General features: G+C 72.0%; 24 protein-coding genes. 9 read left to right on the top strand and 15 right to left on the bottom strand.

What is annotated here, in order from left to right:
* Positions 1 to 150: 150 nt before the first annotated feature.
* Together WA788_RS15250 and WA788_RS15245 are read left to right on the top strand one after the other, a co-directional pair.
* Complete coding sequence (locus tag WA788_RS15250) at positions 151 to 669, top strand: sec-independent translocase (protein ID WP_335977485.1); 519 nt, start codon at positions 151 to 153, stop codon at positions 667 to 669.
* Positions 670 to 833: 164 nt separating this feature from the next.
* A complete protein-coding gene (locus tag WA788_RS15245; RefSeq protein WP_335977482.1) occupies positions 834 to 1,451 on the top strand; it encodes a hypothetical protein in 618 nt (205 codons plus the stop codon).
* A 59-nt stretch (positions 1,452 to 1,510) separates the two neighbouring features.
* Here WA788_RS15245 and WA788_RS15240 read toward each other — a convergent pair whose 3' ends face one another.
* Genes WA788_RS15240 through WA788_RS15230 form a run of 3 tightly spaced genes read right to left on the bottom strand, consistent with a single transcriptional unit; the run spans position 1,511 to position 4,688 of the window.
* Complete coding sequence (locus WA788_RS15240; RefSeq protein ID WP_335977479.1) at positions 1,511 to 2,680, bottom strand: Mrp/NBP35 family ATP-binding protein; 1,170 nt, start codon at positions 2,678 to 2,680, stop codon at positions 1,511 to 1,513.
* 33 nt (positions 2,681 to 2,713) lie between these two features.
* Positions 2,714 to 3,328, bottom strand: a complete 615-nt coding sequence (locus WA788_RS15235; RefSeq protein WP_335977477.1) for a DUF1003 domain-containing protein — start codon at positions 3,326 to 3,328, stop codon at positions 2,714 to 2,716.
* Positions 3,318 to 4,688: a magnesium transporter MgtE N-terminal domain-containing protein gene (locus WA788_RS15230; RefSeq protein ID WP_335977475.1), complete on the bottom strand. Its 1,371-nt coding sequence runs from the start codon at positions 4,686 to 4,688 to the stop codon at positions 3,318 to 3,320. Before WA788_RS15230 ends, WA788_RS15235 begins: the two co-directional genes overlap by 11 nt.
* A gap of 189 nt (positions 4,689 to 4,877) precedes the next feature.
* Here WA788_RS15230 and WA788_RS15225 point away from each other — a divergent pair, with 189 nt between their 5' ends.
* Positions 4,878 to 5,600, top strand: a complete 723-nt coding sequence (locus WA788_RS15225) for a hypothetical protein (protein WP_335977473.1) — start codon at positions 4,878 to 4,880, stop codon at positions 5,598 to 5,600.
* A 20-nt stretch (positions 5,601 to 5,620) separates the two neighbouring features.
* Here the strand turns inward: WA788_RS15225 and WA788_RS15220 are convergent, their stop codons facing one another.
* The 3 genes from WA788_RS15220 to WA788_RS15210 form a co-directional block, all read right to left on the bottom strand.
* A complete protein-coding gene (locus tag WA788_RS15220) occupies positions 5,621 to 6,166 on the bottom strand; it encodes a hypothetical protein (RefSeq protein ID WP_335977470.1) in 546 nt (181 codons plus the stop codon).
* Between the two features lie 9 nt (positions 6,167 to 6,175).
* Positions 6,176 to 7,078 carry a DMT family transporter gene (locus WA788_RS15215; RefSeq protein WP_335977610.1) on the bottom strand — a complete coding sequence of 301 codons (903 nt, stop codon included), beginning with the start codon at positions 7,076 to 7,078 and terminating at the stop codon, positions 6,176 to 6,178.
* Between the two features lie 141 nt (positions 7,079 to 7,219).
* Positions 7,220 to 8,365, bottom strand: a complete 1,146-nt coding sequence (locus WA788_RS15210; protein ID WP_335977466.1) for a magnesium and cobalt transport protein CorA — start codon at positions 8,363 to 8,365, stop codon at positions 7,220 to 7,222.
* 419 nt (positions 8,366 to 8,784) lie between these two features.
* On the opposite strand from WA788_RS15210, the gene WA788_RS15205 reads away from it, so the two are divergent.
* The 4 genes from WA788_RS15205 (at position 8,785) to WA788_RS15190 (ending at position 12,222) form a co-directional block, all read left to right on the top strand.
* Positions 8,785 to 9,372, top strand: a complete 588-nt coding sequence (locus WA788_RS15205; RefSeq protein WP_335977465.1) for a suppressor of fused domain protein — start codon at positions 8,785 to 8,787, stop codon at positions 9,370 to 9,372.
* Positions 9,373 to 9,661: 289 nt separating this feature from the next.
* Positions 9,662 to 10,300, top strand: a complete 639-nt coding sequence (locus WA788_RS15200; RefSeq protein ID WP_335977462.1) for a DUF6758 family protein — start codon at positions 9,662 to 9,664, stop codon at positions 10,298 to 10,300.
* Between the two features lie 261 nt (positions 10,301 to 10,561).
* Positions 10,562 to 11,422 carry a PHP domain-containing protein gene (locus WA788_RS15195; protein WP_335977460.1) on the top strand — a complete coding sequence of 287 codons (861 nt, stop codon included), beginning with the start codon at positions 10,562 to 10,564 and terminating at the stop codon, positions 11,420 to 11,422.
* Between the two features lie 191 nt (positions 11,423 to 11,613).
* Positions 11,614 to 12,222: a MarC family protein gene (locus tag WA788_RS15190; RefSeq protein ID WP_335977459.1), complete on the top strand. Its 609-nt coding sequence runs from the start codon at positions 11,614 to 11,616 to the stop codon at positions 12,220 to 12,222.
* Positions 12,223 to 12,312: 90 nt separating this feature from the next.
* Here the strand turns inward: WA788_RS15190 and WA788_RS15185 are convergent, their stop codons facing one another.
* The 3 genes from WA788_RS15185 to WA788_RS15175 all read right to left on the bottom strand — a co-directional run bounded on the left by WA788_RS15185 (position 12,313) and on the right by WA788_RS15175 (position 14,588).
* The gene (locus WA788_RS15185) at positions 12,313 to 12,453 is read right to left on the bottom strand and encodes a hypothetical protein (protein ID WP_200823142.1); all 141 of its coding nucleotides are present in this window, start codon (positions 12,451 to 12,453) and stop codon (positions 12,313 to 12,315) included.
* Between the two features lie 137 nt (positions 12,454 to 12,590).
* Complete coding sequence (locus WA788_RS15180; protein WP_335977457.1) at positions 12,591 to 13,505, bottom strand: alpha/beta fold hydrolase; 915 nt, start codon at positions 13,503 to 13,505, stop codon at positions 12,591 to 12,593.
* 336 nt (positions 13,506 to 13,841) lie between these two features.
* Positions 13,842 to 14,588, bottom strand: coding sequence for a ferritin-like fold-containing protein (locus tag WA788_RS15175; RefSeq protein WP_443034040.1), 747 nt, complete (start codon positions 14,586 to 14,588; stop codon positions 13,842 to 13,844).
* A 402-nt stretch (positions 14,589 to 14,990) separates the two neighbouring features.
* Between WA788_RS15175 and WA788_RS15170 the strand changes: the two genes are divergently transcribed.
* Positions 14,991 to 16,613: a DEAD/DEAH box helicase gene (locus WA788_RS15170; protein WP_443034035.1), complete on the top strand. Its 1,623-nt coding sequence runs from the start codon at positions 14,991 to 14,993 to the stop codon at positions 16,611 to 16,613.
* A 49-nt stretch (positions 16,614 to 16,662) separates the two neighbouring features.
* On the opposite strand, the gene WA788_RS15165 is transcribed toward WA788_RS15170, so the two are convergent.
* The 6 genes from WA788_RS15165 to WA788_RS15140 all read right to left on the bottom strand — a co-directional run bounded on the left by WA788_RS15165 (position 16,663) and on the right by WA788_RS15140 (position 24,409).
* Positions 16,663 to 16,935, bottom strand: a complete 273-nt coding sequence (locus tag WA788_RS15165) for a hypothetical protein (protein ID WP_335977453.1) — start codon at positions 16,933 to 16,935, stop codon at positions 16,663 to 16,665.
* Between the two features lie 202 nt (positions 16,936 to 17,137).
* Complete coding sequence (locus tag WA788_RS15160) at positions 17,138 to 18,697, bottom strand: DUF4832 domain-containing protein (RefSeq protein WP_335977451.1); 1,560 nt, start codon at positions 18,695 to 18,697, stop codon at positions 17,138 to 17,140.
* A gap of 196 nt (positions 18,698 to 18,893) precedes the next feature.
* Positions 18,894 to 20,771: a heparinase II/III family protein gene (locus WA788_RS15155; protein ID WP_335977450.1), complete on the bottom strand. Its 1,878-nt coding sequence runs from the start codon at positions 20,769 to 20,771 to the stop codon at positions 18,894 to 18,896.
* A 56-nt stretch (positions 20,772 to 20,827) separates the two neighbouring features.
* Positions 20,828 to 22,492 (bottom strand): extracellular solute-binding protein, encoded by a 1,665-nt coding sequence (locus WA788_RS15150; protein ID WP_335977448.1) that lies wholly within the window; start codon positions 22,490 to 22,492, stop codon positions 20,828 to 20,830.
* 49 nt (positions 22,493 to 22,541) lie between these two features.
* Positions 22,542 to 23,432 (bottom strand): carbohydrate ABC transporter permease, encoded by an 891-nt coding sequence (locus tag WA788_RS15145; protein WP_335977446.1) that lies wholly within the window; start codon positions 23,430 to 23,432, stop codon positions 22,542 to 22,544.
* Complete coding sequence (locus tag WA788_RS15140; RefSeq protein ID WP_335977444.1) at positions 23,429 to 24,409, bottom strand: ABC transporter permease; 981 nt, start codon at positions 24,407 to 24,409, stop codon at positions 23,429 to 23,431. The genes WA788_RS15145 and WA788_RS15140 overlap by 4 nt, the downstream gene beginning before the upstream one ends.
* A gap of 156 nt (positions 24,410 to 24,565) precedes the next feature.
* On the opposite strand from WA788_RS15140, the gene WA788_RS15135 reads away from it, so the two are divergent.
* Complete coding sequence (locus tag WA788_RS15135) at positions 24,566 to 25,663, top strand: LacI family DNA-binding transcriptional regulator (RefSeq protein WP_335977441.1); 1,098 nt, start codon at positions 24,566 to 24,568, stop codon at positions 25,661 to 25,663.
* Positions 25,664 to 25,705 lie beyond the last annotated feature (42 nt).

Below are 25,705 nucleotides of genomic sequence, written 5' to 3'. Positions count from 1 at the left end.
GCCCGGGGCCGGGCGGTGTCGGCCCGGGCCGTCATCCGGCGGCAGCATAGTGTTGGCCACAGCCACTCCCGTATTGCCTGCTCGGGCAGGTACCGTGAATTCCGCCGGTCCCCGCCCACGCCGGCCGTGGACGTCACAAGGAGCTGCAAGGTGTTCTTCGACATAGGCCCGCTGGAGCTGGTCGCGATCGTCGTCCTTGCGGTGCTCGTCTTCGGCCCGGACAAACTGCCCAAGCTGATCCACGACGCCATGGCGTTCATCCGGAAGGTGCGGGAGTTCTCCGACAGCGCGAAGGAGGACATCCGCCGCGAGCTGGGGCCGGAGTTCAAGGACTTCGAGTTCGAGGACCTCAACCCGAAGACCTTCATCCGCAAGAACCTGATCAACAGCGAGAACGACGAGTACGGCCTCGGCGAGCTGCGGGACCTCGGCAAGAGCCTGGACCTGCGCAAGGATCTCGACGTCACCGATCTGCGCAAGGACATGGCGGAGGTCACCGACGCGGTCAACGGGGTCCGGACCGGGGTCAACGGCTCGTCGGCCGCGTCAGCCTCCTCGGCGAACGCGGGTTCCGCGGGTTCCGGTGCCGCCGAGGCCGGGGGCACCCCGGACCGGCTGAAGAAGCCGGCCGCCGAGGAGCCGCCGCCCTTCGACACCGACGCGACGTGATCCCCCCAGCGTCAACCTGAATCCACGTTTTCACCCGATTGCATGGCCGTTGTCCGTGTGTTCGGCATCACCCCACGCCGTTTCGCCAGCCGAAACCGCCCAGGGTCGGGCAAGATGGCATGTCGCCCCGGAGGGCGGGCGGTCATCGAGGAGGCGCGACCCATATGGAGACGAAGACCGGCACGCAACAGGGGGCGGTCGAGGGCTACCTGTCGGCCGACTTCACCTGGTACGGCCTGGACCAGGCGTTCACCGGGCCCCGGTGGCTCGGCCAGCTCGGGACCAGCGCGGACGGGGCCGTCGAACACGGCGCGATCGGGCACGGCGACGAGCCGTCCCTCAAGGCGGAGGCCGCCGACCCGGAGGGGCAGAAGTTCGCGGTCGTGGTGACCGTCGCCCAGCGGCCGCTGCGGCGCAGCGCGGACGGCACCGGGGTCATGGAGGCCACCTCGGTGTCCACCGCGGCCTGGCTGGCCGGCTCCGGGCTGCTGTCGGCGACCTGGCCCACCCGGATGGACCGCGCGCTGCGCCAGGACTGGCTGGACCAGCAGATCTCGGCGGCGTGGGAGCTGGCGGACGAGCTGACCGGGCCCGGGTGGTCGTCGCTGACGCTGCCGGTCGACGGCGAGCCCACCGCGTTCCACTACCGCGAGTCGGAGTACGGCTGGGTGATGGCCGGGTCGGCCCCGAGCGGCGTCCACCTCGGCGCCTACGGCCGCAACCTCTCCGCGTACGGCCTCGCCCTGGCCGCCGTCCCCGACCTGGCCGCGTACACGGGTTAGCCGGACCCGCCGGGGTGCCCCGTCCGGTGGGGTGACGGGGCCTCGCGGGCGGCGGCCGGTCAGAACTTGTTGCGCGGGGTGATGCCGAGGGACATCCCGGACAGGCCGCGGGAGCGGGTGGTGAGCTTCGCGGCGATGCCGCGCAGTGCCGCTCCCGCCGGCGACTCGGGGTTCGTCAGGGCGACCGGGCGGCCGTCGTCGCCGCCCTCGCGCAGCCGCACGTCGATCGGGATGCGCCCGAGCACCGGCACCGTGGTCCCGGTGGTGCGGGAGAGCCCCTCGGCGACCCGGTCGCCGCCGCCGGTGCCGAAGACCTCCACGACCTCGTCGCAGTGCGGGCAGGGCATCCCCGCCATGTTCTCCACCACGCCGACGATCTTCTGGTGGGTCTGCACCGCGATCGCCCCGGCCCGCTCGGCGACCTCCGCCGCGGCCTGCTGCGGGGTGGTCACCACGATGATCTCCGCGTTCGGCATCAGCTGGGCGACGGAGATCGCGATGTCGCCGGTGCCGGGCGGCAGGTCGAGCAGCAGCACGTCGAGGTCGCCCCAGTACACGTCCGCGAGGAACTGCTGGAGCGCGCGGTGCAGCATCGGCCCGCGCCAGACCACCGGCGCGTTGCCGGGGGTGAACATGCCGATCGAGATGACCTTCACGCCGTTCGCCGACGGCGGCATGATCATGTTCTCGACCTGGGTCGGCCGGCCGTCCGCCCCGAGCATCCGCGGCACGCTGTGCCCGTAGATGTCCGCGTCGACCACGCCGACCTTCAGCCCGTCGGCGGCCATCGCGGCGGCGAGGTTGACCGTCACCGAGGACTTGCCGACCCCGCCCTTGCCGGACGCGACCGCGTAGACCCGGGTCAGCGAGCCGGGCTGGGCGAAGGGGATCTCCCGCTCGGCCTGGCCGCCGCGCAGCGACGCCGCCAGCTCGCGGCGCTGCTCGTCGCTCATCACGTCCAGCCCGACCTGAACCGACGTCACCCCGGGCACGCCCTGCACCGCGGCGGTGACCCGGCCGCTGATCTCGTCCCGCATCGGGCAGCCGGACACGGTCAGGTAGACGGTGACCGCGACCGCGCCGTCCTCGGCGATGTCCACGGATTTCACCATGCCGAGCTCGGTGATCGGCTTGTGGATCTCCGGGTCGTCAACGGTCGCCAGGGCGGCGCGTACGGCGTCGTCGGTGGGGGTGCCGGTCGGGGTCGAACCGTGCAGAGCGGTAGCCATACGCACGAGGATACGGCCGTGGGCGGCGGCCCTTCAGCGCCCCCGGCCGTCTCCTTCGTCACGGGCGGCGGCGCCGTTGCGTTCGGCGGTGTGCCGGTCGGTGCCGGTCAGCTCAGCGGCCGGGCGCCGCTCCTCGAGCTCCCGCAGCAGGTCCTGCAACTCCGAGCGGATCCAGTCCCGGGTGGCGACCTCGCCCAGGCCCATCCGCAGCGCGGCCACCTCCCGGGTCAGGTACTCGGTGTCGGCGATGTTCCGCTCGTTCTGCTTGCGGTCCTGTTCGAGGTTCACCCGGTCCCGGTCGTCCTGCCGGTTCTGCGCGAGCAGGATCAGCGGCGCCGCGTACGACGCCTGGAGCGAGAGCATCAGGGTCAGGAAGATGAACGGGTACGGGTCGAACTGGAAGGACCGGGGCGCGAAGACGTTCCACAGCAGCCACGCGACGATGATCACCGTCATCCAGACGATGAACCGCCCGGTGCCCAGGAACCGCGCCACCCGCTCGGAGAGCTTGCCGAACGCGTCCGGGTCGTAGGACGGCAGCAGGCTGCGGCGCGGCGCGCGCGGCTGGTCCAGCCGGTTGCGGCGCGGCCGCCCGGTCGCGGTGGCCCCCGAGGGGTGCCGGGTCCGTTCGCGCTCCTCAGCGGCCACCGGGCACCCCCGTCCGGCCGCCGGCGCCGCCCGGGCCGTCCTCCGCCGCGTCGTACAGCGCGGTCTCCCGCCAGTCGTCGGGCAGCAGGTGGTCCAGTACGTCGTCCACCGTCACCGCGCCCAGCAACGACCCGCTGTCGTCCACCACCGGCGCGGAGATCATGTTGTACGTGGCCAGGAAGCTGGTCACCGACGGCAGCCCGGTGTCCGGCCCCAGGGGTTGCAGGTCGGTGTCCACGATCGAGGCGAGCAGCGTGAACGGCGGTTCGCGCAGCAGCCGCTGGAAGTGCACCAGGCCCAGGTACTTGCCGGTCGGGGTGTCGTCCGGCGGCCGGCACACGTACACCTGGGCGGCCAGCGCGGGCGACAGGTCGGGGTGGCGGATACGGGCCAGCGCGTCGGCGACGGTCGCGTCCGGGCGCAGCACGATCGGCTCGGTGGTCATCAGCCCGCCCGCGGTGCGCTCCTCGTACGACAGCAGCCGGCGTACGCCCGCGGCGTCCTGCGGACGCATCAGGGTCAGCAGCCGCTCCTGCTCCTCGGGCGGCAGCTCGGCGAGCAGGTCGGCGGCGTCGTCGGGGTCCATCGCCTCCAGCACGTCCGCGGCCCGCTCCTCCTCCAGCTTGCCGAGGATCTCCACCTGGTCGTCGTCGGGCAGCTCCTCCAGGACGTCGGCGAGCCGGTCGTCGTCGAGGGCGGCGGCCACCTCGCCGCGGCGCTTGGGCGACAGGTGGTGCAGCACGTTCGCCAGGTCGGCCGGACGCAGCTGCTCGAAGGTCGCCACCAGGTTCTCCGCGCCCTGGCCCTCCTCGGCGAGCGAGAAGCCGCTCACCACCGACCAGTCCACGGTCAGCGTCTCGCCCCGGCGGCGCAGCGCCCCGCCCTTGCCGCGGCGGACGAAGACCTTGTCGATCTCCCAGTCCCGCCGGGACGGCAGCTGCGTCATCGACACGTCGAGCACGGTCACCTCGACGGAAGGGGCCTCGCCCGCGGCCGAGCGGGCCGCGGCGGCGGGCGTCTCGGCGGGGGAGCCCGACTCGTCGGTGGCCAGCCGCACCCGGCGGTCCAGCAGCTCGCCCAGCACCAGCGTCTCGGTCGGTCGCTGCTCGAAGCGCCGCATGTTCACCACGCCGGGAGTGATGACCTGCCCGGACTCCACCCCCGTCACCCGCGTCATCGGCAGGAAGATCTGCCGCCGGCTGGCCACCTCGACCACCAGGCCCAGCACCCGCGGCGGGCGGCCGCGCACCCGCAGCATCACCACCACGTCGCGCACCCGCCCGACCTGGTCGCCGTTCGGGTCGAAGACGGCGACCCCGGCCAGGTGCGAGACGAAGACCCGAGTGGCGCCTGCCGCCATGTCGGTGCCTCCTACGGTCCGCGGACAGCTGCTCCGGTGGGCTGGCTCCGGTGCCTGCGGGCCACACCCGCCACACGCGCTTCAGGCTACTCCGGGCCGATCTTGCCCGCCGCGCGGGATGGTCCCCGGGAGTAACCCTGCGGTAGCTTCGAGGCGGCCCGCAGCCGCCGCCCCTGGAGGAAACCACCCGTGCACCACGGCCGCAGGACACTTGCCGCCACCCTGGCCGCGCTCGGCGCGAGCAGCCTGCTCACCGGCTGCCTCGGCCTCGGCAGCGACCCCGACGCCGGCACCAACGGCGTCGGCAAGCTCCCCGCGGCGACCATCGAGCAGAAGGCGAAGGCCGCGGCCGCCGGCGCCACCGCGGTCCGGCTGGCCGGCACCGTGGTCAGCGGCGGCCACAGCTACCGCCTGGACATGCGGCTGCGCGGCAACGGCGGCGTCGGCGAGGTCAGCACCAAGGGCGACACCTTCCAGCTGCTGCGGGTCGGCGACGACCTCTACCTCAAGGCCGGCGCCGACTTCTACGGCGCCGACGACAGCGACAAGAACAGCAAGGCGGCGGCCGAGAAACTCAACGGCAAGTACGTCAAGGTGCCGTCCACCGACCCGTCCTACCAGCAGTTCTCCGGGTTCACCGACAAGAAGACACTGCTCGCCGACCTCTTCGTGCTGGACGGCGAGGTCAAGGCCGGCGACCACCGCAAGGTCGGCGGCACCAGGACCATCGCGCTCGACGGGACCAAGGGCGGCTCCCTGGACGTCTCCCTCAAGGGCTCGCCCTACCCGCTGCGCTACGAGCGCGCCGGCGGCGGGGGCACCCTGACCCTCTCCGATTGGGGCCAGGACTTCACGCTCGCCGCCCCGGCCAAGTCCGAGGTGGTCGACTACGGCAAGACCGTCGGCAAGTAGCCGCCGGCCGGGCAGGCCGGTCAGGTCCTGCGGCGGCGCGCCAGCAGCTTCGGCAGCCCCGCGGGCGCCGGCCGGCGGGTGGTCGCCGAGGTGGCGGCGGGCACGGCCGCGCCCGAGGAGTCGGGCATCGCACCCGGGTGCTCCGGCACGCTCCCGGTCGGCGACAGCCGGAAGACCTGGCACTGCGCCGCCCACCGCGCCGGCAGCTCCTCCGCGTCGACCGCGTTCAGCCGCTTGCCCTTCATCTCGCCGACGGCCGCCTCCCAGGGCTCGCTGTGCGGCGCCAGCACCGCCACCCGTGCCACCCAGCCGACCAGCCGGCCGCCCTTGTCCTTGCTGCGCACGGTCACCGTCGCCGTACCGCCGTCCACCAGCCCCGGCACCGGCTGCTCACCGGGCCCCGCGACCAGGTGCAGGCCGCCGTCCAGCCACAGGTGCCACACCGCCTGCCCGTTCACCCAGACCAGCCCGGACTTCTTCGCGGCCTCCTCCACCAGCGCCGCCAGCTCCTCGTCGGCGGAGGGCGCGGCGGACGGGGCGGGGGAGGGCGTGGACGGCGTCGACATGGGCCCAGGCTATCGGCGGCGGTCGGCGAGGATCACCAGGGCCAGCCCGGCGAGGATCACCGCCAGCGCCGGGTAGGCGGCCGCGGGCGGGGTCTGGCCGAGCCACAGCCCGGCGATCAGCGCGGCCCCGGGCGTCTCCAGCAGGATCGCGGTCGACGTGGTGGACGGCCCCAGACCCCGCACCACCCGGTTCAGCAGCGAGTGCCCCAGCAGCTGCGCGGCCACCGTGAGCGCCGCGATCTTCAGCCAGGTCCGCCCGTCGTACCCGCCCAGCGCCGACCCGGAGACCAGGCACGCGCACAGCAGCGCCACCGCCGTCGTGGTGTAGCAGACGAACGTGTACGCCGTCGTCGTCGCGGTCCGCCGCACCTGAGAGCCGAGCAGCATGTACACCGCCGCGGCCAGCCCGGCGGCCAGCGCCAGCGCGTCACCGGCCAGCGCCCGCCCGTCCGTCGACAGGTCCAGCCCGGTGAGGATCAGCACACCGACCACCGCCAGCGCGGTGCCGCCCCACACCAGCCGCGGCGGGCGGTGGCCGCGCAGCCGCAGGATCAGCGTGGTCCAGATCGGCGTGGTCGTCACCAGCGCGGTCGAGGTGGCGACCGACGTCATGCCCAGGCTCGGCAGCCACAGGCCGAAGTGCGCGGCCAGCAGCAGCCCGGCCAGCACCGACAGGCCCAGCGCCCGCGGCCCCATCCGCCGCAGCTCGCCGCGGTGCCGCCACAGCGCCACCGGGCTCAGCACCCCGACGGCCATCGCGTTCCGCCAGAACGCGATCGCCAGCGCGGGCGCCGCCGTGGCCGCGATCAGCGGCGCCGACAGAGACACCCCGGCGATCGCCACGGCCAGCAGCACCAGGTCCGTCCCGCGCCCGGCGTCGACCGCCCCGGCGGCGCCCTCCGCGGCCGCCACCCCACCCTGCTCGGCGGTCCGCTCACTCGTGTTCACCGCACAAGCGTACGGAACGGGCGGCGGTGCCCGGAACCGTCCGTGGGGACCGGAACCACAGGTCCCGGAGGCGGCCGTTCCGTCCTGGAGGCGGCCGCTGCGCTCCTAGAGCCAGCCGTTCCGGCGGAATCCCCGGTGGATCGCGTAGCAGATCGCCAGGATCGTCACGAGCACCACGGGATACCCGTACTTCCAGCCGAGTTCGGGCATGTGCTTGAAGTTCATCCCGTAGACGCCGGTGATCATCGTCGGCACCGCCAGGATCGCCGCCCACGCGGTGATCTTGCGCATGTCCTCGTTCTGCACCACGGTCGCCTGTGCCAGGTTCGCCTGGAGGATCGAGTTGAGCAGGTCGTCGAACCCGGTCACCTGCTCGTGCACGCGCGCGACGTGGTCGGCCACGTCCCGGAAGTACTTCTGGATCTCCGGGTCGACCAACCGCATCGGCCGCTCGCCGAGCAACTGCATGGGCCGCAGCAGCGGGGTCACCGCCCGCTTGAACTCCAGGACCTCGCGCTTGAGTTGGTAGATCCGCCCGGCGTCGCCCCCGCGCGAGGTCTTCCCGTTGTGCGCGGAGAACACGTCGATCTCGACCTCGTCGATGTCGTCCTGCACCGCCTCGGAGACGGCGAGGTAGTCGTCGACGACCTGGTCCGCGATCGCGTGCAGCACCGCCGAGGGGCCCTTGGCGAGCAGCTCCGGGTCGTCCTCCAGCCGGTGCCGCAGCGCGCGCAGCGACCCGTGGCCGCCGTGCCGGACGGTGATCACGAAGTACCGGCCGGTGAAGACCATCACCTCGCCGCTCTCCACCACCTCGCTGGTGGCGGTGAGTTCGGCGTGCTCGACATAACGGATCGTCTTGAAGACCGCGAACAGCGAGTTGTCGTACCGCTCCAGCTTCGGCCGCTGGTGGGCGTGGACGGCGTCCTCCACGGCCAGCGGGTGCAGGTCGAACTCCTCGGCGACGCCCGCGAACTCCTGCTCGCTGGGCTCGTGCAGCCCGATCCACACGAAGCCGTCGCTGCCGTCGCACTTGGCGCCCGGCCGGCCGCGGCGCACCGCCGCCAGCGCCGTCCGCAGATCCGTGGCGTCCTCGTCGCGCACACCGTCGCGGTAGACGGCGCAGTCCACGATCGCGCTGGCGAGGTCCGGCTCCTGGACGGGTTCGTACTCGTAGGTCGTGGTGGTCCTGCGCAGGGTCGGGCGCAGGGCGGGGCGTACGACTGCACGCAGGTCGCGGATCATCGACATGGCAAGCTCCTTCACGGACTGGCCGACGGCATGGCGCCGCGCTGAAATGCGGATCAGGGTGGGGTGATCGCAGGCAGTTCAGGGCGCTCTTCCGCTGCGGCGGTTCCGCGGGAGCCGTCCTTCGCACCGGACCGGTGACGAAGGGGCCGTCATCCGTGGACGTGGCGCGTTTTGGACCCGGTCAGCCGGGTAGAAAACGCGCGACGTGCGCGTACGGCGGGAAACTCAGCGCGCGAAACGGCATACGGAAGAGCTGCCGGTACTGCACGGTCGACTCGGATCCATGTCAGTCCCCACCTCCTCCGGCCGATCCCCGCTGAGGGATGTCCTTGGTGCGCGAGTGAACACTCCACTTTAGCAAGCCCGGATGCGTACTCGGCGCCGCCTTACCGGTTCTGTACGCGTTCTATGCTCGCCGTATGGCTGATGTTCCGGCGCTCGTCGAGGCGCGGCTGTCCGAGACCTTCGGGGCGCCCGACGCCCGTGCCGCGGTCACCTTCGTCGGTGCCGACCGCATCGAGGTGCTCCGCTTCACCACCGGTGACCTGGTGCGCTACGCCACGCTCGGGATGTCGGCGCAGCCGATGGCCGATCCGCTGGCGACCGTGGCGGACCCGCTGCGCGGGCCGCGCGCCGAACTGCTCCTCACGGTGCGGGCGGGGCTCGCCGACACCCGCGAAGTGCTGCGGCCGCTGGCGGTGCTCGCCGCCTCGCCCCAGGTCGAGGGGCTGGTCATCGCCCCCGGGAGTTCCCTCGACACCACGGAGCCGCTGTGGCCCGGGGCGCCCTTCTCCGCGGTGCTCGTCGCCGAACCCGGTGGGCTCGTCCCCGATGTGGCCCTCCCCGAACCGCTCGACCCGGTGCGCTTCTTCCCCCTCCTCCCGATGACGCCGGCGGAAGCCGCGTGGAAGCGGGTACACGGGGCCGCGGCCCTCCAGGACCGGTGGCTCACCCATGAAACGGATCTACGCGACCCCCTGCGGAAAGCGGTGGCCTTGACCCCCTAGGGTGCCCGGCCCGCCGGGTTGCGGGACCTTGCGGTGGGGGGTGGCTGGTCGCGCCGTTCTCCCCCAGAGCTTCGCCTGGGAGGGACCCCCACGCGCCCCTTCGGGGCGCGAGCTTCTTCCGCGGGAGGGGCCGAGCAGACCCAGGGGCGCGGGGAACTGCGCGACCAGCCACGGCGGACCGCAAGGTCCCGCAACCCGGCGGGCGGGGCACTCTGGGGGGTGGTGCCGCGCCCCCGGAGGGGTGATCGTCCTTGACGCGGGGGAGGGGCCAGGAGGACCGTGGTGATTTATGAGGGGCGAACCCAGTTGCCCGAAGTGCGGTGGCAGGGTCCGTGCGCCCGGACTCTTCGCCGATTCCTGGCAGTGCGATCTGCACGGGGCCGTGCATCCGCTCCAACCGGTGGTCCCGCCCAGCGTCGAGGCCCTGGGCGTCGTGGTGAACCGCTCCCAGGTGCCGGTGTGGATGCCCTGGCCGCTGCCCGTCGGCTGGCTCTTCTCCGGGGTGGCCGCCGCGGGTGACGACCGCAGTGGCGGCCGCGCCACCGCCGTTTCCTGTTCGGGCCCCGGGCCGCTCGGCGGGCCCGGGGAACTCCTGCTCGTGGCCGAGGAGTTGGGGGTCGGGCTCGGTGCCAGGTTCGCCGGGATCGACGGGCCCGACCCGGGGCCCGGGATGTGCGTGGACCGGCCGCCCCACGCGAAGGTCCTCGCCGCCGGGCGGCCCACCCCGCTCTGGCACGTCGAAGGCGTGCCCGACGACCGCGTCGTCTTCGCCGGCGAGGCCCGCGGGCTCTGGCTCTGGGCCATCGTCTGGCCCGAGCAGACGGGGCTGCTCATGTACGACGAACTGGTCCTGACCGACCTCCGCGACGCCGGTGCCGAAGTCGACCTCCTCCCCTGCGGCGCCCTCACCCCCCGCCTCCTCACGTAAGCGGGGTGCCCCTGCCCCCCGGGTTGCCCCGTCCTGCGGGCTTCGGGACCCGGCGGTCCGCGGTGGCTGGTCGCGCAGTTCCCCGCGCCCCTTCGGGGCGCGAGCTTCTTCCGCGGGAGGGGCCGAGCAGACCCAGGGGCGCGGGGAACTGCGCGACCAGCACCCACCGGCGGGTGGTCCCGGCACCCACAGAACGCACCACCCCGGAGGGTTATGCTGGCGGCGGCCACTTACGACCCCCCTAGACCCGCGGAGCGCGCTGTGCGAATAGACCTGCACACCCACTCCTCGGCGTCGGACGGCACGGACGCGCCGGCCGACCTGGTGCGGAACGCGGTGGCAGCGGGGCTGGACGTGGTGGCGCTGACGGACCACGACACGGTGAGCGGGTACGCGGAGGCGGCCGCCGCGGTGCGCGGGCTGGCGCCGGGCGGGCTGACGCTGGTGACCGGCGCGGAGCTGTCCTGCCGGATCGACGGCATCAGCATGCACATGCTGGCGTACCTCTTCGACCCGGCCGAGCCGGAGCTCGACCGGGAGCGCGAACTCGTCCGGGACGACCGGGTGCCCAGGGCGCGCGGGATGGTCGCGAAGCTCCAGGAACTGGGCGTGCCGGTGACGTGGGAGCAGGTCGCACGGATCGCCGGGGACGGCTCGGTGGGCCGGCCGCACATCGCCACGGCGATGGTCGAGGCGGGTGTGGTGGCCAGTGTCTCGGACGCGTTCACCGAGGAGTGGCTCGCCAACGACGGCCGCGCGTACGTCGACAAGCACGAACTGGACCCCTTCGACGCGGTGCGGCTGGTGAAGGCCGCGGGCGGGGTGAGCGTCTTCGCGCACCCGGGGGCGCACAAGCGCGGTGAGACGGTGCCGGAGCCGGTGATCGCGGAGCTGGCCGCGGCCGGGCTGGACGGCATCGAGGTGGACCACGTGGACCACGACGACGCGACCAGGGCGCGGTTGCGCGCGTTCGCCGCGGAGCACGACCTGCTGGCCACCGGCTCCAGCGACTACCACGGCGACCGCAAGACGGTCCGGCTGGGGGAGTGCGTCACCGACCCCGAGGTCTACCGGGAGATCGCGCGCCGTGCCACCGGCGCGGTCCCCATCTCGGCGGTCTAGCGCACCGGATTCCTTTCGGCCCCGCTTTCCCGCGCCGGTGTGCGGGGAGCCGTGGTGCGCGGCGCGGTCCGCGTAGCCCCCCCTTGTCCCTTGAGGCGCCCTTTGAGGCGCCGTGCTCGACGTTCATCCCCTGACGCCGCCCCCGCCGGGTCCGCCCGGTCCGCGCGGCGCCCTTCAGAAAGCCTTCACGCATGTTCGACGTCACCCTGTTCGGGTCGGTCTTCTTCACCCTGTTCGTGATCATGGACCCGCCCGGGATCACCCCGATCTTCCTCGCCCTGACCTCGGGGCGGGCGACGAAGGTCCAGCGGCGGATGGCGTGGCAGGCGGCGTCGGTCGCCCTCGGGGTGATCGCCGTCTTCGGCGTCTGCGGCCAGCAGATCCTGGACTACCTGCACGTCTCGGTGCCCGCGCTGCGAGTGGCCGGGGGGTTGCTGTTGCTGCTGATCGCGCTGGACCTGCTGACGGGCAAGGCGGACGAGCCGACGCAGACGAAGGACGTCAACGTGGCGCTGGTGCCGCTCGGCATGCCGCTGCTGGCCGGGCCGGGCGCCATCGTGACGGTGATCCTCGCGGTGCAGCACGCGCACGGCTTCGGGCAGCAGCTCTCGGTGTGGCTGGCGATCGCCGCGATGCACCTGGTGCTGTGGCTGACCATGCGCTACTCGCTGGCGATCATCCGGCTGATCAAGGAGGGCGGGGTGGTGCTGGTGACCCGGCTGTCGGGGATGCTGCTGTCCGCGATCGCGGTGCAGTCGGTGGCGAACGGCGTCATCGGCTTCGTCCACGGCGAGGGCTGAGCCCCCGGCCCGGCGGGCGATCGGGCCCGGACAGGCGAAAGCGCCCCGTACATCCAGTCGGTACGGGGCGCCGTTGCGTCGGGCCTGTGATCAGTCCGCGGGGCGGATGTAGATGCGCTGCCCGAGAGCGGCGGCCTGCTGCACGATCCTGTCGACAGCGTTGGCGTCCACGACGGTGCTGTCCACGGCCTCGCCGTTGACGTCGTCGAGTCGCATGATCTCAAAGCGCATGGGGCTTCTCCCTTCGTCGCGCGTTACATGTGTGGTCAACGAACGCCCCCTTCTAAACATTCCCCAGACTAACGAAAAACTTTCCTGCCTTAACTAATCGCCGGCGAGGGAGTCGGGCGAAGGGGTACCGAGTGCCCCTACCGTCCCTCGACGTCCGTCCAGAACGCGATCAGCGCGGCCGCCGTGTCCTGCGGCTGCTCCGCGTTGGGCGAGTGCCCGGCGTCCTTGATCACGACGCGCCGCGCGCCGAGCCGGGCGGCCATGTCGTCCAGCCACGGCACCGGCCAGGCGTAGTCCACCTCGCCGGAGAGTACGAGTTTAGGGAGCGGCAGCGCGGCCAACTCCGCCACTCGGTCGGTTTCTGTCATCAACTGCCGTGCGGTGGCGAGAAGTTGCTCCGGTACGGTGCCGATCCAGCGGCGGTGCAGGAAGTCGTCCAGCCAGTCCGGGACGGCCGCCTCCTCCTCGTCGCCGGCGGCGTCCGCGTCGGCCCCCGCCTCCAGCGCCCGCATCGCCTGCCAGGCCGTCTCCATGTCCATCGCCGGCAGGTGGTCCAGCAGCAGCTGGGTACGGGCCTGCTGGTCCGCCGCGATCGCGGCCGGCCCCGAACTCATCAGCGTCAGCGAGGCGTACGGCGCCGACGGCTCGGAGAGCAGTGCGGACCGGACGATCTGGCCGCCCAGCGAGTGCCCCACCACGTGCAGGGGCGCGTCCGCGGCGGCGCCGGCGGCGAGCACCGCGGTCTGCGCCAGGACGTCCGCGGCCAGCTCGCCGCGGGCGTAGGCCGTCTCGTCCCGCGGGCCGGCCGACTCGAACTGGCCGCGGCCGTCCACCGCGACCGCGCGGAAGCCGGCTGCCGTCAGCGGGGCCAGCAGACCGAGGAAGTCCTCCTTGCTGCCGGTGAAGCCGGGGACCAGCAGCACGGTGCCGCGCGGCGCCGCGCCGGGGGACGGCGCCGGGGCGCCGTCCAGCACGGCGAACGCTCCGCGGGGGGTTTCCAGCGGGCGGGAGACGACGTTCGCCGGGAGGTCGAGGGTGGTGGGTCGGCTCATACGGCGAGATTACGCGTCCCGTATGTCCGTCAGGTTGCCGTCACCCTCCGGGTGCCCCCGACCCCCCGGGTGCCCCGGTCCTGTCGGCCGAGGGACCACCTGCCGGTGGGGGTTGCCCTCCGGGCTGCCCGGTCCTGCGGGTGCCGGGACCTTGGCGGTGCGTCGTGGCTGGTCGCGCAGTTCCCCGCGCCCCTTGGTACGTGCGGCTTCCACCGCGCTTGCCCGGAAGGACCCGAGCACATCAAGGGGCGCGGGGAACGGCGCGACCAGCCCTCCACCGGCAGGTGGTCCCGGAGCCGACAGGACCGCGGCACCCGGGGGGTCAGGGGCACCCCACTACGCGGCGAGGCCGAGCGCGGCCATGCGCTTGGTGTGGGCCTCGGTGATGCGGGAGAACATCCGGCCGACCTCCGCGAGGTCGAACCCGTCGGCGACGCCGCCGACGAGCATGGTCGACAGGGCGTCGCGCTCGGCGACGACCCGCTGCGCCTGGGACAGCGCCTCGCCCATGAGGCGGCGGGCCCACAGCGCGAGCCGCCCGCCGACCCGGGGCTCCGCCGCGATCGCCGCGCGCACCTTCTCCACCGCGAAGCTCGCGTGCCCGGTGTCGTCGAGCACCGCGAGCACCAGCGTGCGGGTGTCGGAGTCGAGGCGTGCGGCGACCTCGCGGTAGAAGTCGGACGCGATCGCGTCGCCGACGTACGCCTTGACCAGGCCCTCCAGCCAGTCCGAGGGCGCGGTCTGGCGGTGGAAGCCGTCGAGCGCGGCCGCGAACGGCTCCATGGCCTGGTGCGGCTCCTCGCCGATCCCGGTGAGCCGGTCCCGCAGCTGCTCGAAGTGGTGGAACTCGGCCGACGCCATCGCGGCCAGCTCCGCCTTGTCCGCCAGGGTCGGCGCGAGCTTCGCGTCCTCCGCGAGCCGCTCGAACGCGGCGAGCTCGCCGTACGCCAGCGCGCCGAGCAGGTCGACGACCGCGGCGCGGTACTGCGGCTGCGCGGACGCCGCGGCCCAGTCCTGGGCGGCGATGCCGGTGACGGTCGGCTGGTGGTCGGTGGGCGTGTCAGGCGTGTCCATGCAGCGCACAATAGCCAAGTTCCCGGCCGTGGTCGGCCCCGGTGACGGCATCCGCGACCGGGCCCGGGCCCGGTGCGGCCCGGCCCGCGCGGACCGGTGGGGCGGGCCCGCGGAGACGGCCGACGCCCCGAACGAAACATTTGATCGGGTGCAGCTACGTGTTTCCGGGGTAGAGTGGTAATGCACCCGTCCAAAGTCGGCCAGGCACCGACCTACGACGGGCCACGTGTGCAACACCTGGATGCCCGGTCGGTGGCCCGATCGGCTCCTAACCGACCGCCCTCCCGACATCGGGAGGGGCCCGCTCGCGGCCTGAGCGAGGGCAGCGGTCCCGCGCCTGAGCGGCCGACCTATGGCCGTACGACAACTCTGCGCGGTCAGTGAACGGCATGCCGCCCCGCGGCGTGCCGGATGCTCGACCCCCTCGCCGCCCGTGCCGCGTCTCACAGAAGAGGCAACATCCTGACCACCACGACTTTCCGCAGCCTGGGAATTCTCGATGAGACCGCCGACGCCCTCGAGGCCGTCGGGATCACGACTCCCTTCCCGATCCAGGAGATGACGCTTCCGGTCGCCCTCGCGGGCAACGACGTCATCGGCCAGGCCAAGACCGGCACCGGCAAGACGCTGGGCTTCGGCCTGCCGCTGCTGGAGCGGGTCACCGTCGCCGCCGACGTCGAAGCCGGCCGCGCCACCCCCGACCAGCTCACCGACGCGCCGCAGGCGCTCGTCGTCGTGCCCACCCGCGAGCTGTGCCAGCAGGTCACCAACGACCTGCTCACCGCCGGCAAGGTGCGCGCGGTGCGGGTCGTCGCGATCTACGGCGGCCGGGCGTACGAACCGCAGGTCGAAGCGCTGAAGAAGGGGGTCGACGTGGTCGTCGGCACCCCGGGCCGGCTGCTCGACCTGTCCGGCCAGAAGAAGCTGAACCTCAAGCACGTCCGCGCCCTCGTCCTCGACGAGGCCGACGAGATGCTGGACCTCGGCTTCCTGCCCGACGTCGAGAAGATCATGGCCATGCTGCCCGCGCGGCGCCAGACCATGCTGTTCTCCGCGACCATGCCCGGCGCCGTGATCAGCCTGGCCCGGCGCTACATGTCGCAGCCGACGCACATCCGGGCCACCGCGCCCGACGACCACGGCGCGACCGTGGCCAACACCACGCAGCACGTCTTCCGCGCGCACTCCCTGGACAAGCCGGAGCTGGTCTCCCGCATCCTCCAGGCCGAGGGCCGCGGCCTGGCGATGATCTTCTGCCGCACCAAGCGCACCGCGGCCGACGTCGCCGAGCAGCTGGAGCGGCGCGGCTTCGCCTCCGGCGCCGTGCACGGCGACCTCGGGCAGGGCGCCCGCGAGCAGGCGCTGCGCGCGTTCCGCAACGGCAAGGTGGACGTCCTGGTCTGCACCGATGTCGCCGCCCGCGGCATCGACGTCGAAGGCGTGACGCACGTCATCAACTACCAGACGCCCGAGGACGAGAAGACCTACCTGCACCGGATCGGCCGCACCGGCCGGGCCGGCGCCTCCGGTACGGCGATCACCCTGGTCGACTGGGACGACATCCCGCGCTGGCAGCTCATCAACAAGGCGCTGGAGCTGCCCTTCAACGACCCCGAGGAGACGTACTCCACCTCGGCGCACCTCTACGAGCTGCTCGGCATCCCCGAGGGCACCAAGGGGATACTGCCGCGGGCGGAGCGCACCCGGGCCGGGCTCGACGCGGAAGCCGTCGAGGACCTGGGCGAGACCGGTGGGCGCGGGCGCAAGGGCGGCGGTGGCGGGCGTGAGCGCGCCGCCGCGGCACCCGTCGCCGAGCGCGCACCGCGTACCCGTACGCCGAGGCAGCGCCGCCGCACCCGCGGTGGGGCCGCGGTCGACCCGGCCGTCGCCACCACGGAGGCCGCGACCGCTCCGGCCGCGTCCGCCGCCCCGGCGGTTCCGGCGCCGGCCGCCGCGGAGGCGGAGGAGCCGCGCAAGCCGCGCCGCCGCCGCACCCGCAGCCGCTCCTCGGCCACCCCGGAGCAGTCCGCCTGACGTCTCCGACCGGCCCTCCGCCGTGTCCCGCTGCCTCGAGAGGCCCTGGCTAGCCCAGCGCTTTGGCGTGGCGGCCGCGGCGCGGGGGGCGGGCGAGGACGCTGAGGAGGGCTGCGGAGGTGAGCAGGGCGGCCGGGAAGGTCGCCTCGGGGTGGTGGCCCCCGACGATGCTGTAGGTGACCAGGCCGCCCAGGAGCGAGGCGACCGGGCCGGTCGCGAGCACAAGGGGCGACGCGGGGAGCCGCAGCGGGAACATCCGGCTCGCCGACCATGCGGCCAGCAGCCCGAGAGCGGCGAAGACGACGGCTTCCCACAGCATCATCGTGGTATCCCTCCGGTGGCAGGTACGGAACGGGACCGGTCCATACCACTCCTACCCCGGAGCAAGCCGGCGCAAAGCGCGCTCACCCGTCTGCTCCCGGCTCGAACGCCTCAGCGGGGACCGGTCGATCCGGCCCGGGGCACAAGGGAGTTGGCGGCCCCGGGAAGGCGCCCGGAGCACGGGCGCGCCCCCGGGGCGGGTCTCACACGACCTGCACGTCACCCACGACGAGCCAGCCGCCCGCGGTCGTGCCCTGCGCGGCGAGCGCGATGCCGGGCACGTTGCCCTTCGAGGTGTCGACCAGGGCGACGCCCCAGCGGTAGGCGCCCTTCGCGACGTTGAGCGCCGTCGAGGTGAACGCGTACGACGTGGTGGAGCCCTTGAGCCAGGCCGACGGGTCGCTGGCGGCGTCCACGAACACCTTCGCCGCGGTGCCGTCGGAGGTGAGCAGCGCGACCGCCGCCTTGTACCGGTGGTTCCACGCCGGGATGTTGTCCGGCAGGTAGCCCCAGCCGAGGTTGGCCCAGGTGTGCGTGAACGCGGCGGTGCCGCCGGCGGCGACGGAGCCGGGCGCGACGACCTGCGTCGGGTAGAGCCGGTACCCGCCGCCGCCGTCGAAGGACCGCACCAGCGGGTAGGCGTCCGAGAACCACGTCAGGCACTCGCCGACCCGGAAGTCCATCATGTTCACGTGCGCCTCGGCCGAGTCGTCGTACTCGCCCTGCCGCACGTCGGCGACGGTCGTGTAGCCGCGCGGGTCGACGCTGTAGTTCATGGAGCCGGTGACCCAACCGCCTTCCATGATGATGGGCCGCTGGTAGCGCCATTTCGCGGCGATCGCCTTTTCCCAGTCGCCGTAGTAGTCCGTCATTCCGAATGCGTCGTGGCGCAGCACGTATCCGGCGTTGAATGCGATGTCGAGCAGCGCCTCGCTGTCCGGGTCCGGATCGCCCCATCCCTCTCCGGTGCCGATCATCCGGTGGTAGTTCATCGCGAGGGCGACCTTCGGGAATGCGGCGGAATACTCGCCGACGATCCAGCGGAACACCGATTCGCGGTTGGCGGCGTCGAGGTAGAGGACGGTGTGGCCCTCGCCCCATTTCCCGAGTCCGTAGCCGTCGACGTAGTCCGTGACGGCCGGGTCGCCGTACTGGGCGCCGAACGCCCGCAGGAAGGCGGAGAACTTCGCCTGGAACACCGGGTCGTCCGGGTACGGCGACCACACCGTCTTGCTGCCGGTCTGCGTCTCGTACCCCTGGGCGCCGGCGGCGCGCACGTAGTCCGGCGTGAAGTCGTAGGACTTGTCGCGGCTGTCGACCACGACGCGGAAGGCCAGCCGCAGGCCGCGGGCGCGGGCCTCGTCGATGGCGAGCTTGACCGGGGTGTCCGACTGCCAGGCGTACACGCCCTCGGACGGCTCCAGCAGGGACCAGGCGACCCGCATGTAGTACACCGACGCGTAGTCCGTCACCTTGGCGGTGGCGGTCGACCCCTCGACCGGCACCGCGTCGTACTGCGTCCAGTAGTCCGACGGGAAGGACGTGTTGGCGTAGAGCGACCAGCCGTCGAGCGGGTTGCGCAGCACCGTGGTGGTGTCCGGGGTGAAGGCCGCGGTGATTCGGGGGTGGACGCCGTGGCCGTGGCCGTGCCCGGGGGACCGGGTCGCCGCGGCCGCCGGCCCGGCGAGAAACGTGCCGGAGGCCGCGGTGGCCAGTCCAAGACCGAGAGCGGTTCTCCGGCTGATCTTGTTCGACTCCGTCATGCGTTCTCTCCCTTGAAAACGACGAAAACGACGTGGTTTTTCGATGATGGGCGTTCGCGAATCGGCGGGGCAAGAGCCGGGTGCGAAGAGAACAGATCTCGCACATTCGGGGTGCGGGGCGGCGGAGTTCAGAAATTCGGGCGGTCGGTTGATTCGGGCCTGCCGGTGAATTCGGAACAGCCGGGATCGTGGCGGATCAGTCGGTGGCGGCGCGGGTCACCCGCAGCACGTGTTCGCCCTCGCGCGCGGGCACGCGCTGGACGAGGCGGGTGCGGAAGACCCGCCCGTTCCAGGCGCGGGCGAGTTTCGCGTCGTCGAGTTCGACCGGCTCCACGACGATGTCGAACCGGTCGCGCTCCAGCGCCACATGGGCCGCGCCGACCGTGAACCCGTGTGCGTTCGGGCGCGGTTCGAGCGCGGTCATGAACACCAGCGTCATGGTGCCGTCCTCGGCGAACGTCCAGCTGTCGCGGACCTCGGCGGCCGGGCCGCCGCGGTCGAGCAGCACGGTGCGCCCGCAGCGCCGCAGGCGGCTGGACTCCGGGTAGGCGGCGGTGAGGTCCGCCGTCAGCTGCGTGGTGGTCCCGTCGTCGTGGAAGGCGGTGCCGGTGGCGCGGTACTGCGCGCCGGGCAACTGCTCGACGCCGCCCGGCAGCGGCACGTTGTGCCAGGCGCTGCGCATGGTCCAGATCGTGTACCGGGTCGACGGTTCGAACGTCTCGCGCCGGTAGACGCCGACTCCGACGTCGATCAGGACGGGGTCGCCGTCCAGCGCGACGATGACGCCGCCGGCGTCGTTGTGGTTGTGGCTGACGTCGTTGTGGCCGCCCTTGGCCGCGACGAACAGGCCCGTGGTGTCGCCGGCGCGCTCGCGGGCCACCGCGACCTCGGTGCCGGGCAGGTAGAGCGCCGCCGGCATGCCGGGCGCCGCCTCGCCGTCGGTCCAGTCGGGGGCGCGCAGCGCGGTGAGGGTGCGGCGGAACAGCGGCGCGAGCTGCCCGTCGAAGCGCAGCGGGTGCGTGCGGCCCATCCACCGCGCGTGCCGGACCACCTCCTCGTCGCCGACCCGGGCGCCGAAGCGGGCGAGCAGGTGCCAGTTGGCGTTCTCCGGCAGCACCGGTGAGCCGTCGGAGTAGTTGACCTGGGAGTTCTCGCCGATCTGCATGCTCATCGGGAAGCGGGCCATCTGCGGGACGGGTGCGACCGGGAAGCCGTCCAGCGCCCCCGCGGTCAGCTCCTGGAGCAGGTCGAGGGCTTCGAAGAGAGTGGCGCCGGCCCACCACCAGTAGGTGGCGCCCTCGTCGCAGCTGCCGTCGTCGTCGTACCCGGCGCGGAAGCGGTCGAGGATGACCAGCGCGCGGTCGACGGTGGCGGCCAGCCGCTCCTGGTCGGTCTCCACGACGGCGGCGCAGACCAGCACGTTCGACACGATCCACGGCGCCCAGTTGTTGGGCGGCCCGTCGACGCCGTGCCAGAAGTAGACCTCCTTCTCCCACGGGTCCAGCACCCGGCGGCGGATCTCGTAGTGCACCCGGGCCCGGATGCCGGGGTAGTCGCGCTCCAGGCGCGCGCCGGCGACGGCGTCGATCCCGGCCAGCATGGCGCCGATCGAGGCGTTCGCGAGGTCGAGGACGTCCCGGCCCGGGACGGGCAGGAACGGCCGCTCGCCGGACTCCGGCAGCGCGTAGTGCGACGGCAGGCACCAGGCGCTCAGCTCGCACATCCGCCAGACGCCGTCCGCGAGCTGCGGCACCAGTGCGTCGTCGCCGGTGGCGGCGAGCAGCAGGGCGGTGGTGCCGACCACGCCGCACATCGCGTGCTCGGCGCGCTCCTGGGGCACCCGGTCGCCGGTGCGGCTGTAGGCCGCCCACCGGGTGAGGCTGTGCGGCGCGGCGGCCGCCTTCTCCTGCCAGAGCAGGTGTTCGGCGTGCAGCGCCTGCCGGTCGCGTTCGGCGACGCCGGCCCAGGCGGCGCGGTCCTCGACCGGTGGGGCCGGGGACCAGGCCCCGACCCGCACCGCGGCACGGACCTCGGGAGTGAACAGGGAACGGAGAGAGGTTTCGCTGGTATGCACGGGTGCGGGTCCCTTGGTGGTCGGACGGTCGGCGCTGCTGTTTCTGCCGGGCCGGATCAGGGGTGCTGCTTGGCGTAGGCCGACTCGTACTCGCCGCGGATGGTGTTGCCGACGTCGGAGGTCCAGGTGCGGATGGCGCCGCGGACCTTGGACAGGTTGGCGCGGCCCAGGATGTAGTCGTTCATCGTGTCCAGGACCGCGGACTCCGCGGAGCCGGACTGCGAGGCGGTGGCCGAGTACAGGCCGGTGGCGGGGTTCTGCACCAGCATGTGCTGCGTGCCGACCTGCCATTCGTGCGAGCGGCGCAGCTGCTCGTCCTTGCGGACCGCGAGGTTGAGCACCTGCGGACCGGCGGCCAGGCGGTACAGCGAGCTGGCGTTGACCATGGTCTCGCCGGCCTTGGTCAGGGCGGCGTTCGCGCCGGAGCCGGTGTAGTGGACGCCCTCCTTGCCGTGCGTCAGGTCGAACTGCTCCTGCGAGCCGAAGGGCGCGGCCAGGTAGTTCAGCAGGCGCAGCTGCTCCTTGATGGTGGCCGGGCTCGCCTTCTTCAGCGCGGTGAAGGAGAAGCTCGACGAGCCCTGGTAGTTGCCGCCCTTGCCGCCGTCGGCGCCGAAGGGGACGACCCCGCCGGTCACGACGCCGTCGGGCAGCGTGGTGTCCAGCAGCGCGGAGATGCCGTCCATGTGCAGCAGCACCGTGCCGTTGGCGATGTACGTCTTGGCCTGCGCGCTCTGCATGCTGGGGGTGTCGGGGTGGTAGTAGCCCGCCGAGTACAGCTTCTTGATGTAGCTGACGGTGCGCACCCACTCCTCGGTCTCGTACTTGCTGACGAACTTGCCGTCGGCGGTGCGCTTCCAGCCGTTGGGCACCCCGAAGATGGCGCCCATGATGTCGTAGGCCCAGTCGACGAGGTCGGCGCCGCCCTGGCCGGTGATGGCGTAGCGGTTGGCCTTCGCGTCGGTGATCGACTTGCACAGCTCGGTGAAGTCGGCCTCGTTCTTGGGCGCGGGCTCCTGGCCGGTGAGCTTCTTGATGATGTCCGGGCGGCACACCAGGATGCTGCCGAACGGCGGCCGGTGCTCGGGCACACCGTAGATCTTGCCGTTGATCCGGGCGCTCACCCAGGACAGCGACGGGATGTTCGCGAGGTTCGGGTACTCCTTGATCTTGTCGCCGGACAGGTACTCGGACAGGTCCTGGAACCGGGAGGCGAGGATCTGCGGGTACCGCGGCGGCATCGCGAAGGTGAGGAACTCCACCATCTGCGGCAGGGAGTTGCCCGCGATCATGGTGGCGAACTTCTCCGCGAAGGAGTCGCCGGGCACGAAGGTCAGGTCGAACTTGGCATCGGCCTGCTTGCCGATGTACTGGAGGTAGGTGTTGTTCGCCGGCGGCGGGGCGTCGTAGGTCACCACGAAGCCGGACGTGGTGCTGCCGTCGCCGACGGTGCCCGTGACGGACCTGTACAGCTCGCTCTGCGCCGGGGAGTTGTAGTACACCGGCTGGACGACGCCGTTGCCGGCCAGGTCGGGCTTGGGGCCCTTGGTCACCGGTATGTACGTCGGCAGCGGGGTGAGGGTGTCGGACAGCTTGTTCATGCCGGCGGCGTCACTGGAGGAACAGGCGGACAGCGCGCCGCCGGTGCCGAGGGCCAGCAGGCCGAACGCGGCGCCGCCGAGGAGCTTGCGCCGGCTGATCGAGCCGTTGGTGGGCATGTTCATCGGACTTCTCCTTTGAAGTGGACTCCGTGTCGGGGGGGATGGCGGCGGCTCAGCCCTTGACGGCCCCGGTGAGCACACCCTTGGTGAGGTGCCGCTGGACGAACGGGTAGGCGAGTGCGATCGGCGCGATCGCGATCATGACGACCGCCATCTGCACGGACTGCGCGGCGGGGTGGATGGTGGTGTCACCGACACCGGAGACGAGGGAGGAGCCCTGGAGCACATAGGTGCGCAGCACCAGCTGGAGCGTCCACTTCGTCGAGTCGTTGATGTAGAGCAGGGCGTTGAAGAACGCGTTCCAGTAGCCGACGGCGTAGAAGAGGGTGACGACGGCGATGACCGCGCGGGACAGCGGCAGCACGATCTGCCACAGCACCCGGAACTCGCCCGCGCCGTCCATCTTCGCGCTGTCGATGAGCTCCTTCGGTATGCCCATCATGAAGCCGCGTACGACGACCAGGTTGAAGACGCTGAAGGCCGACGGCAGGATCAGCGCCCAGTAGTTGTTGACCAGGCCCAGCTGCTTGACCACCAGGTACAGCGGGATGAGGCCGGGCGTGAAGAGGAACGTCACCAGCACGAAGGTCAGCAGCGGCCGCTGGAAGAGCGATCCGGGACGGCTCAGCGCCCATGCGGCCAGCACCGTCGAGCTGACGCTGATCGCGGTGCCGACCAGGGTGACCAGTGCGGTCACCACGATCGCCCGGGTCACGATCCCGCCGGTCAGGATCTGCGAGTAGGCCGACAGGTCGAACGACTTCGGCCACACCACGTAGCCGCCGGCCGCGGTGATGTCGTCGTTGGTGGACACACTCGTGGAGAAGACGATGAGGAACGGGAAGAGGATGACGGCGAGCAGGATCACGACGGCGACACTCTTGAGCGCCAGCACGACGGGCTTGGGTTTTCCGGCCCAGACCGGACGGCGGATAGTGCTCATGACCGCGAGTACACCCCTTGTTCTCCGAGCATGTGCGCGGCCTTGTTCGCTCCCAGGATGAGGATGAACCCGACCACGCCCTTGATGAGTCCGACCGCGATGCCCACACCCCAGTTGCCGTCGACGACACCGTGGTAGTAGACGTACGTGTCGAGGACCTCGGCCGCGTGCGCGCCCACCGCGTTGCGTTGCAGGATGATCTGCTCGAAGCCGACGGACAGCGCCTCGCCCAGGCGCAGGATGAGCAGCAGCACGATGATCGGCCGGATGCCGGGCAGTGTGACGTGCCAGAAGCGGCTCCAGGCGCCCGAACCGTCGATCGCGGCCGCCTCGTAGAGGGAGTCGTCGATGGCGGCGAGCGCGGCCAGGAAGATGATCGTGCCCCAGCCGGCGTCCTTCCAGATCAGCTGCGAGGTCAGCAGCAGCTTGAAGGTCGACGGGTCGCTCATCACGGTGATCGTCGACTCGTTGGCCTGCCGCAGCATGTGGTTGACCACGCCGCCCGAGCCCAGCGACTCCTGGAAGAAGCCGACGACGATCACCCAGGACAGGAAGTGCGGCAGGTACAGCACCGACTGGACCAGCACCCGCAGCCACGGCCACACCAGGGAGTGGATCAGCAGCGCCAGCGCGATCGGCACCGGGAAGAAGAGCACCAGCTGCATCAGGGTGATCTCAAGGGTGTTGACCACCGCGCGCCAGAACGTCGGGTCGGCGAAGAGCGTCTGGAAGTTCTGCAGGCCGATCCACGGGCTCTGGGTGATCGGCACGTAGGGCTGGTAGTCCATGAACGCGATCACGTTGCCGAACAGCGGCACATAGACGAAGAGCAGCAGCAGGACGACGGCCGGCGTCACCATGATCAGCAGCGGGTAGTCCTGCCGCAGCCGGGCGAGGAACGGGACGCGTCGTTCGACCAGTTCGTGACCGTGGCGGTCGGTACGGGTCGCTGCGGGGGCGACCAACTTCGCGCTCATGCGGCTCCTTTGCCTCGGGTGGTTGCGGGTGTCCGGGAGTTGGCTCGGCGACGACCACGGTGCGACGTTCGAACACTTCGACATCTCTAAGTGCTCATATGATGAGAGTCAAGAGCGATTATTCATCCGCACACCAAACGCACATGGGGAGCGACGATGCACCCGAGTCAGCGCCAGGAGCGCATTCTGGCCGAGTTGCGTGTCCACGGAAGCCTGTCCGCAACCGACTTCGCCGCCCGGGAGGGTGTCTCGGCGATGACGGTCCGGCGGGATCTCGGCGAACTGGCCGACCGCGGCGCCCTGCGGCGCGTGCACGGCGGTGCCGTTTCGGTGGAGACGTACCCGACCGCGGGCGTCCCGCACCGGCCGGCGCCCCGGTCGGCGCCGGGGGAGCCGACCGCCGCGCTGTTCACGCTGGGGCTTGTCGTCCCCGACCCCGGCTACTACTTCCCCAAGGTCGTGGCCGGGGTCGCCGAACGCACCGAGGCCCTCGGCGGGCGCGTCGTCCTCGGCGTCTCGCAGTACGACCGGGCCCTGGAGCGGCAGCAGATCAAGCGCTTCATGTCGAGCGGGATCGACGGGCTGCTGGTCACCACGACGACCGCCGACGCGTACCCGGCGCTGGAGCTGCTGAGCCAGGCGGCGATGCCGGTGGTGATCGTCGAACGGGCCGTGACCGAGGCGCCCATCGGGGCCGCCACCTTGGAGTCCGTGCGCAGCGACCACGGCGCGGGCGCCGCCGTCGCCATCCGGCACCTGGCCGAACTGGGGCACCGCTCGGTCGGCGTCGCGATGTTCGACACCCCCACCTCGCCGCAGTTGCGCACCGGTTACGAGCGCGCCGTGCGCCAACTCGGACTGCGCACCGACGCACCGGTGGAGATCATCGACGAGACCTCCTCGGTGGGCGCCGCGACCCGCCGGTTCGTCACCCGCTGCCTCGACGCGGGCACCACCGCGGTGTTCGTGCACTCCGACCACTACGCGGTGGAGTTCGTGAAGACCGTGCTCGAGATGGGCGTCTCGATCCCGGGCGACCTGTCGGTGGTGGCGTACGACGACGAGGTCGCCGCGTTCGCCGCGGTGCCGCTGACCGCGGTGGCCCCGCCCAAGCACGACGTGGGCCGGTTCGCGGCCACGATGTGTTTCGAGCGTCTTTCGGCAGCCGCCGAACTGGGTTTCGCGCGCCGCCACATGACGCTGACGCCGACCCTGAGCATCCGGGAGTCGGCCCGTCCGGTGTTCGACTCCTGATCGATTGCACCCCGCGCCTTGACTTCGCACATCGCTCCGGGC

The sequence above is a fragment of the Streptomyces sp. CA2R106 genome (genome assembly GCF_037034245.1).
GTDB lineage: Bacteria > Actinomycetota > Actinomycetes > Streptomycetales > Streptomycetaceae > Actinacidiphila.
The sequence above is the reverse complement of the archived record's forward strand: the minus strand, read 5'-3'. Positions and strand labels throughout refer to the sequence as shown.

What these genes read in the sequence shown, in the direction of transcription:
- WA788_RS15245 (WP_335977482.1), top strand. Translation starts at nt 834, where the DNA reads ATGGAGACGAAGACCGGCACGCAACAGGGGGCGGTCGAGGGCTACCTG.
- WA788_RS15240 (WP_335977479.1), bottom strand. Translation starts at nt 2,680, where the DNA reads ATGGCTACCGCTCTGCACGGTTCGACCCCGACCGGCACCCCCACCGAC.
- WA788_RS15230 (WP_335977475.1), bottom strand. Translation starts at nt 4,688, where the DNA reads ATGGCGGCAGGCGCCACTCGGGTCTTCGTCTCGCACCTGGCCGGGGTC.
- WA788_RS15220 (WP_335977470.1), bottom strand. Translation starts at nt 6,166, where the DNA reads ATGTCGACGCCGTCCACGCCCTCCCCCGCCCCGTCCGCCGCGCCCTCC.
- WA788_RS15210 (WP_335977466.1), bottom strand. Translation starts at nt 8,365, where the DNA reads ATGTCGATGATCCGCGACCTGCGTGCAGTCGTACGCCCCGCCCTGCGC.
- WA788_RS15205 (WP_335977465.1), top strand. Translation starts at nt 8,785, where the DNA reads ATGGCTGATGTTCCGGCGCTCGTCGAGGCGCGGCTGTCCGAGACCTTC.
- WA788_RS15200 (WP_335977462.1), top strand. Translation starts at nt 9,662, where the DNA reads ATGAGGGGCGAACCCAGTTGCCCGAAGTGCGGTGGCAGGGTCCGTGCG.
- WA788_RS15190 (WP_335977459.1), top strand. Translation starts at nt 11,614, where the DNA reads ATGTTCGACGTCACCCTGTTCGGGTCGGTCTTCTTCACCCTGTTCGTG.
- WA788_RS15185 (WP_200823142.1), bottom strand. Translation starts at nt 12,453, where the DNA reads ATGCGCTTTGAGATCATGCGACTCGACGACGTCAACGGCGAGGCCGTG.
- WA788_RS15180 (WP_335977457.1), bottom strand. Translation starts at nt 13,505, where the DNA reads ATGAGCCGACCCACCACCCTCGACCTCCCGGCGAACGTCGTCTCCCGC.
- WA788_RS15170 (WP_443034035.1), top strand. Translation starts at nt 14,991, where the DNA reads ATGCTCGACCCCCTCGCCGCCCGTGCCGCGTCTCACAGAAGAGGCAAC.
- WA788_RS15165 (WP_335977453.1), bottom strand. Translation starts at nt 16,935, where the DNA reads ATGATGCTGTGGGAAGCCGTCGTCTTCGCCGCTCTCGGGCTGCTGGCC.
- WA788_RS15160 (WP_335977451.1), bottom strand. Translation starts at nt 18,697, where the DNA reads ATGACGGAGTCGAACAAGATCAGCCGGAGAACCGCTCTCGGTCTTGGA.
- WA788_RS15150 (WP_335977448.1), bottom strand. Translation starts at nt 22,492, where the DNA reads ATGAACATGCCCACCAACGGCTCGATCAGCCGGCGCAAGCTCCTCGGC.
- WA788_RS15145 (WP_335977446.1), bottom strand. Translation starts at nt 23,432, where the DNA reads ATGAGCACTATCCGCCGTCCGGTCTGGGCCGGAAAACCCAAGCCCGTC.
- WA788_RS15140 (WP_335977444.1), bottom strand. Translation starts at nt 24,409, where the DNA reads ATGAGCGCGAAGTTGGTCGCCCCCGCAGCGACCCGTACCGACCGCCAC.
- WA788_RS15135 (WP_335977441.1), top strand. Translation starts at nt 24,566, where the DNA reads ATGCACCCGAGTCAGCGCCAGGAGCGCATTCTGGCCGAGTTGCGTGTC.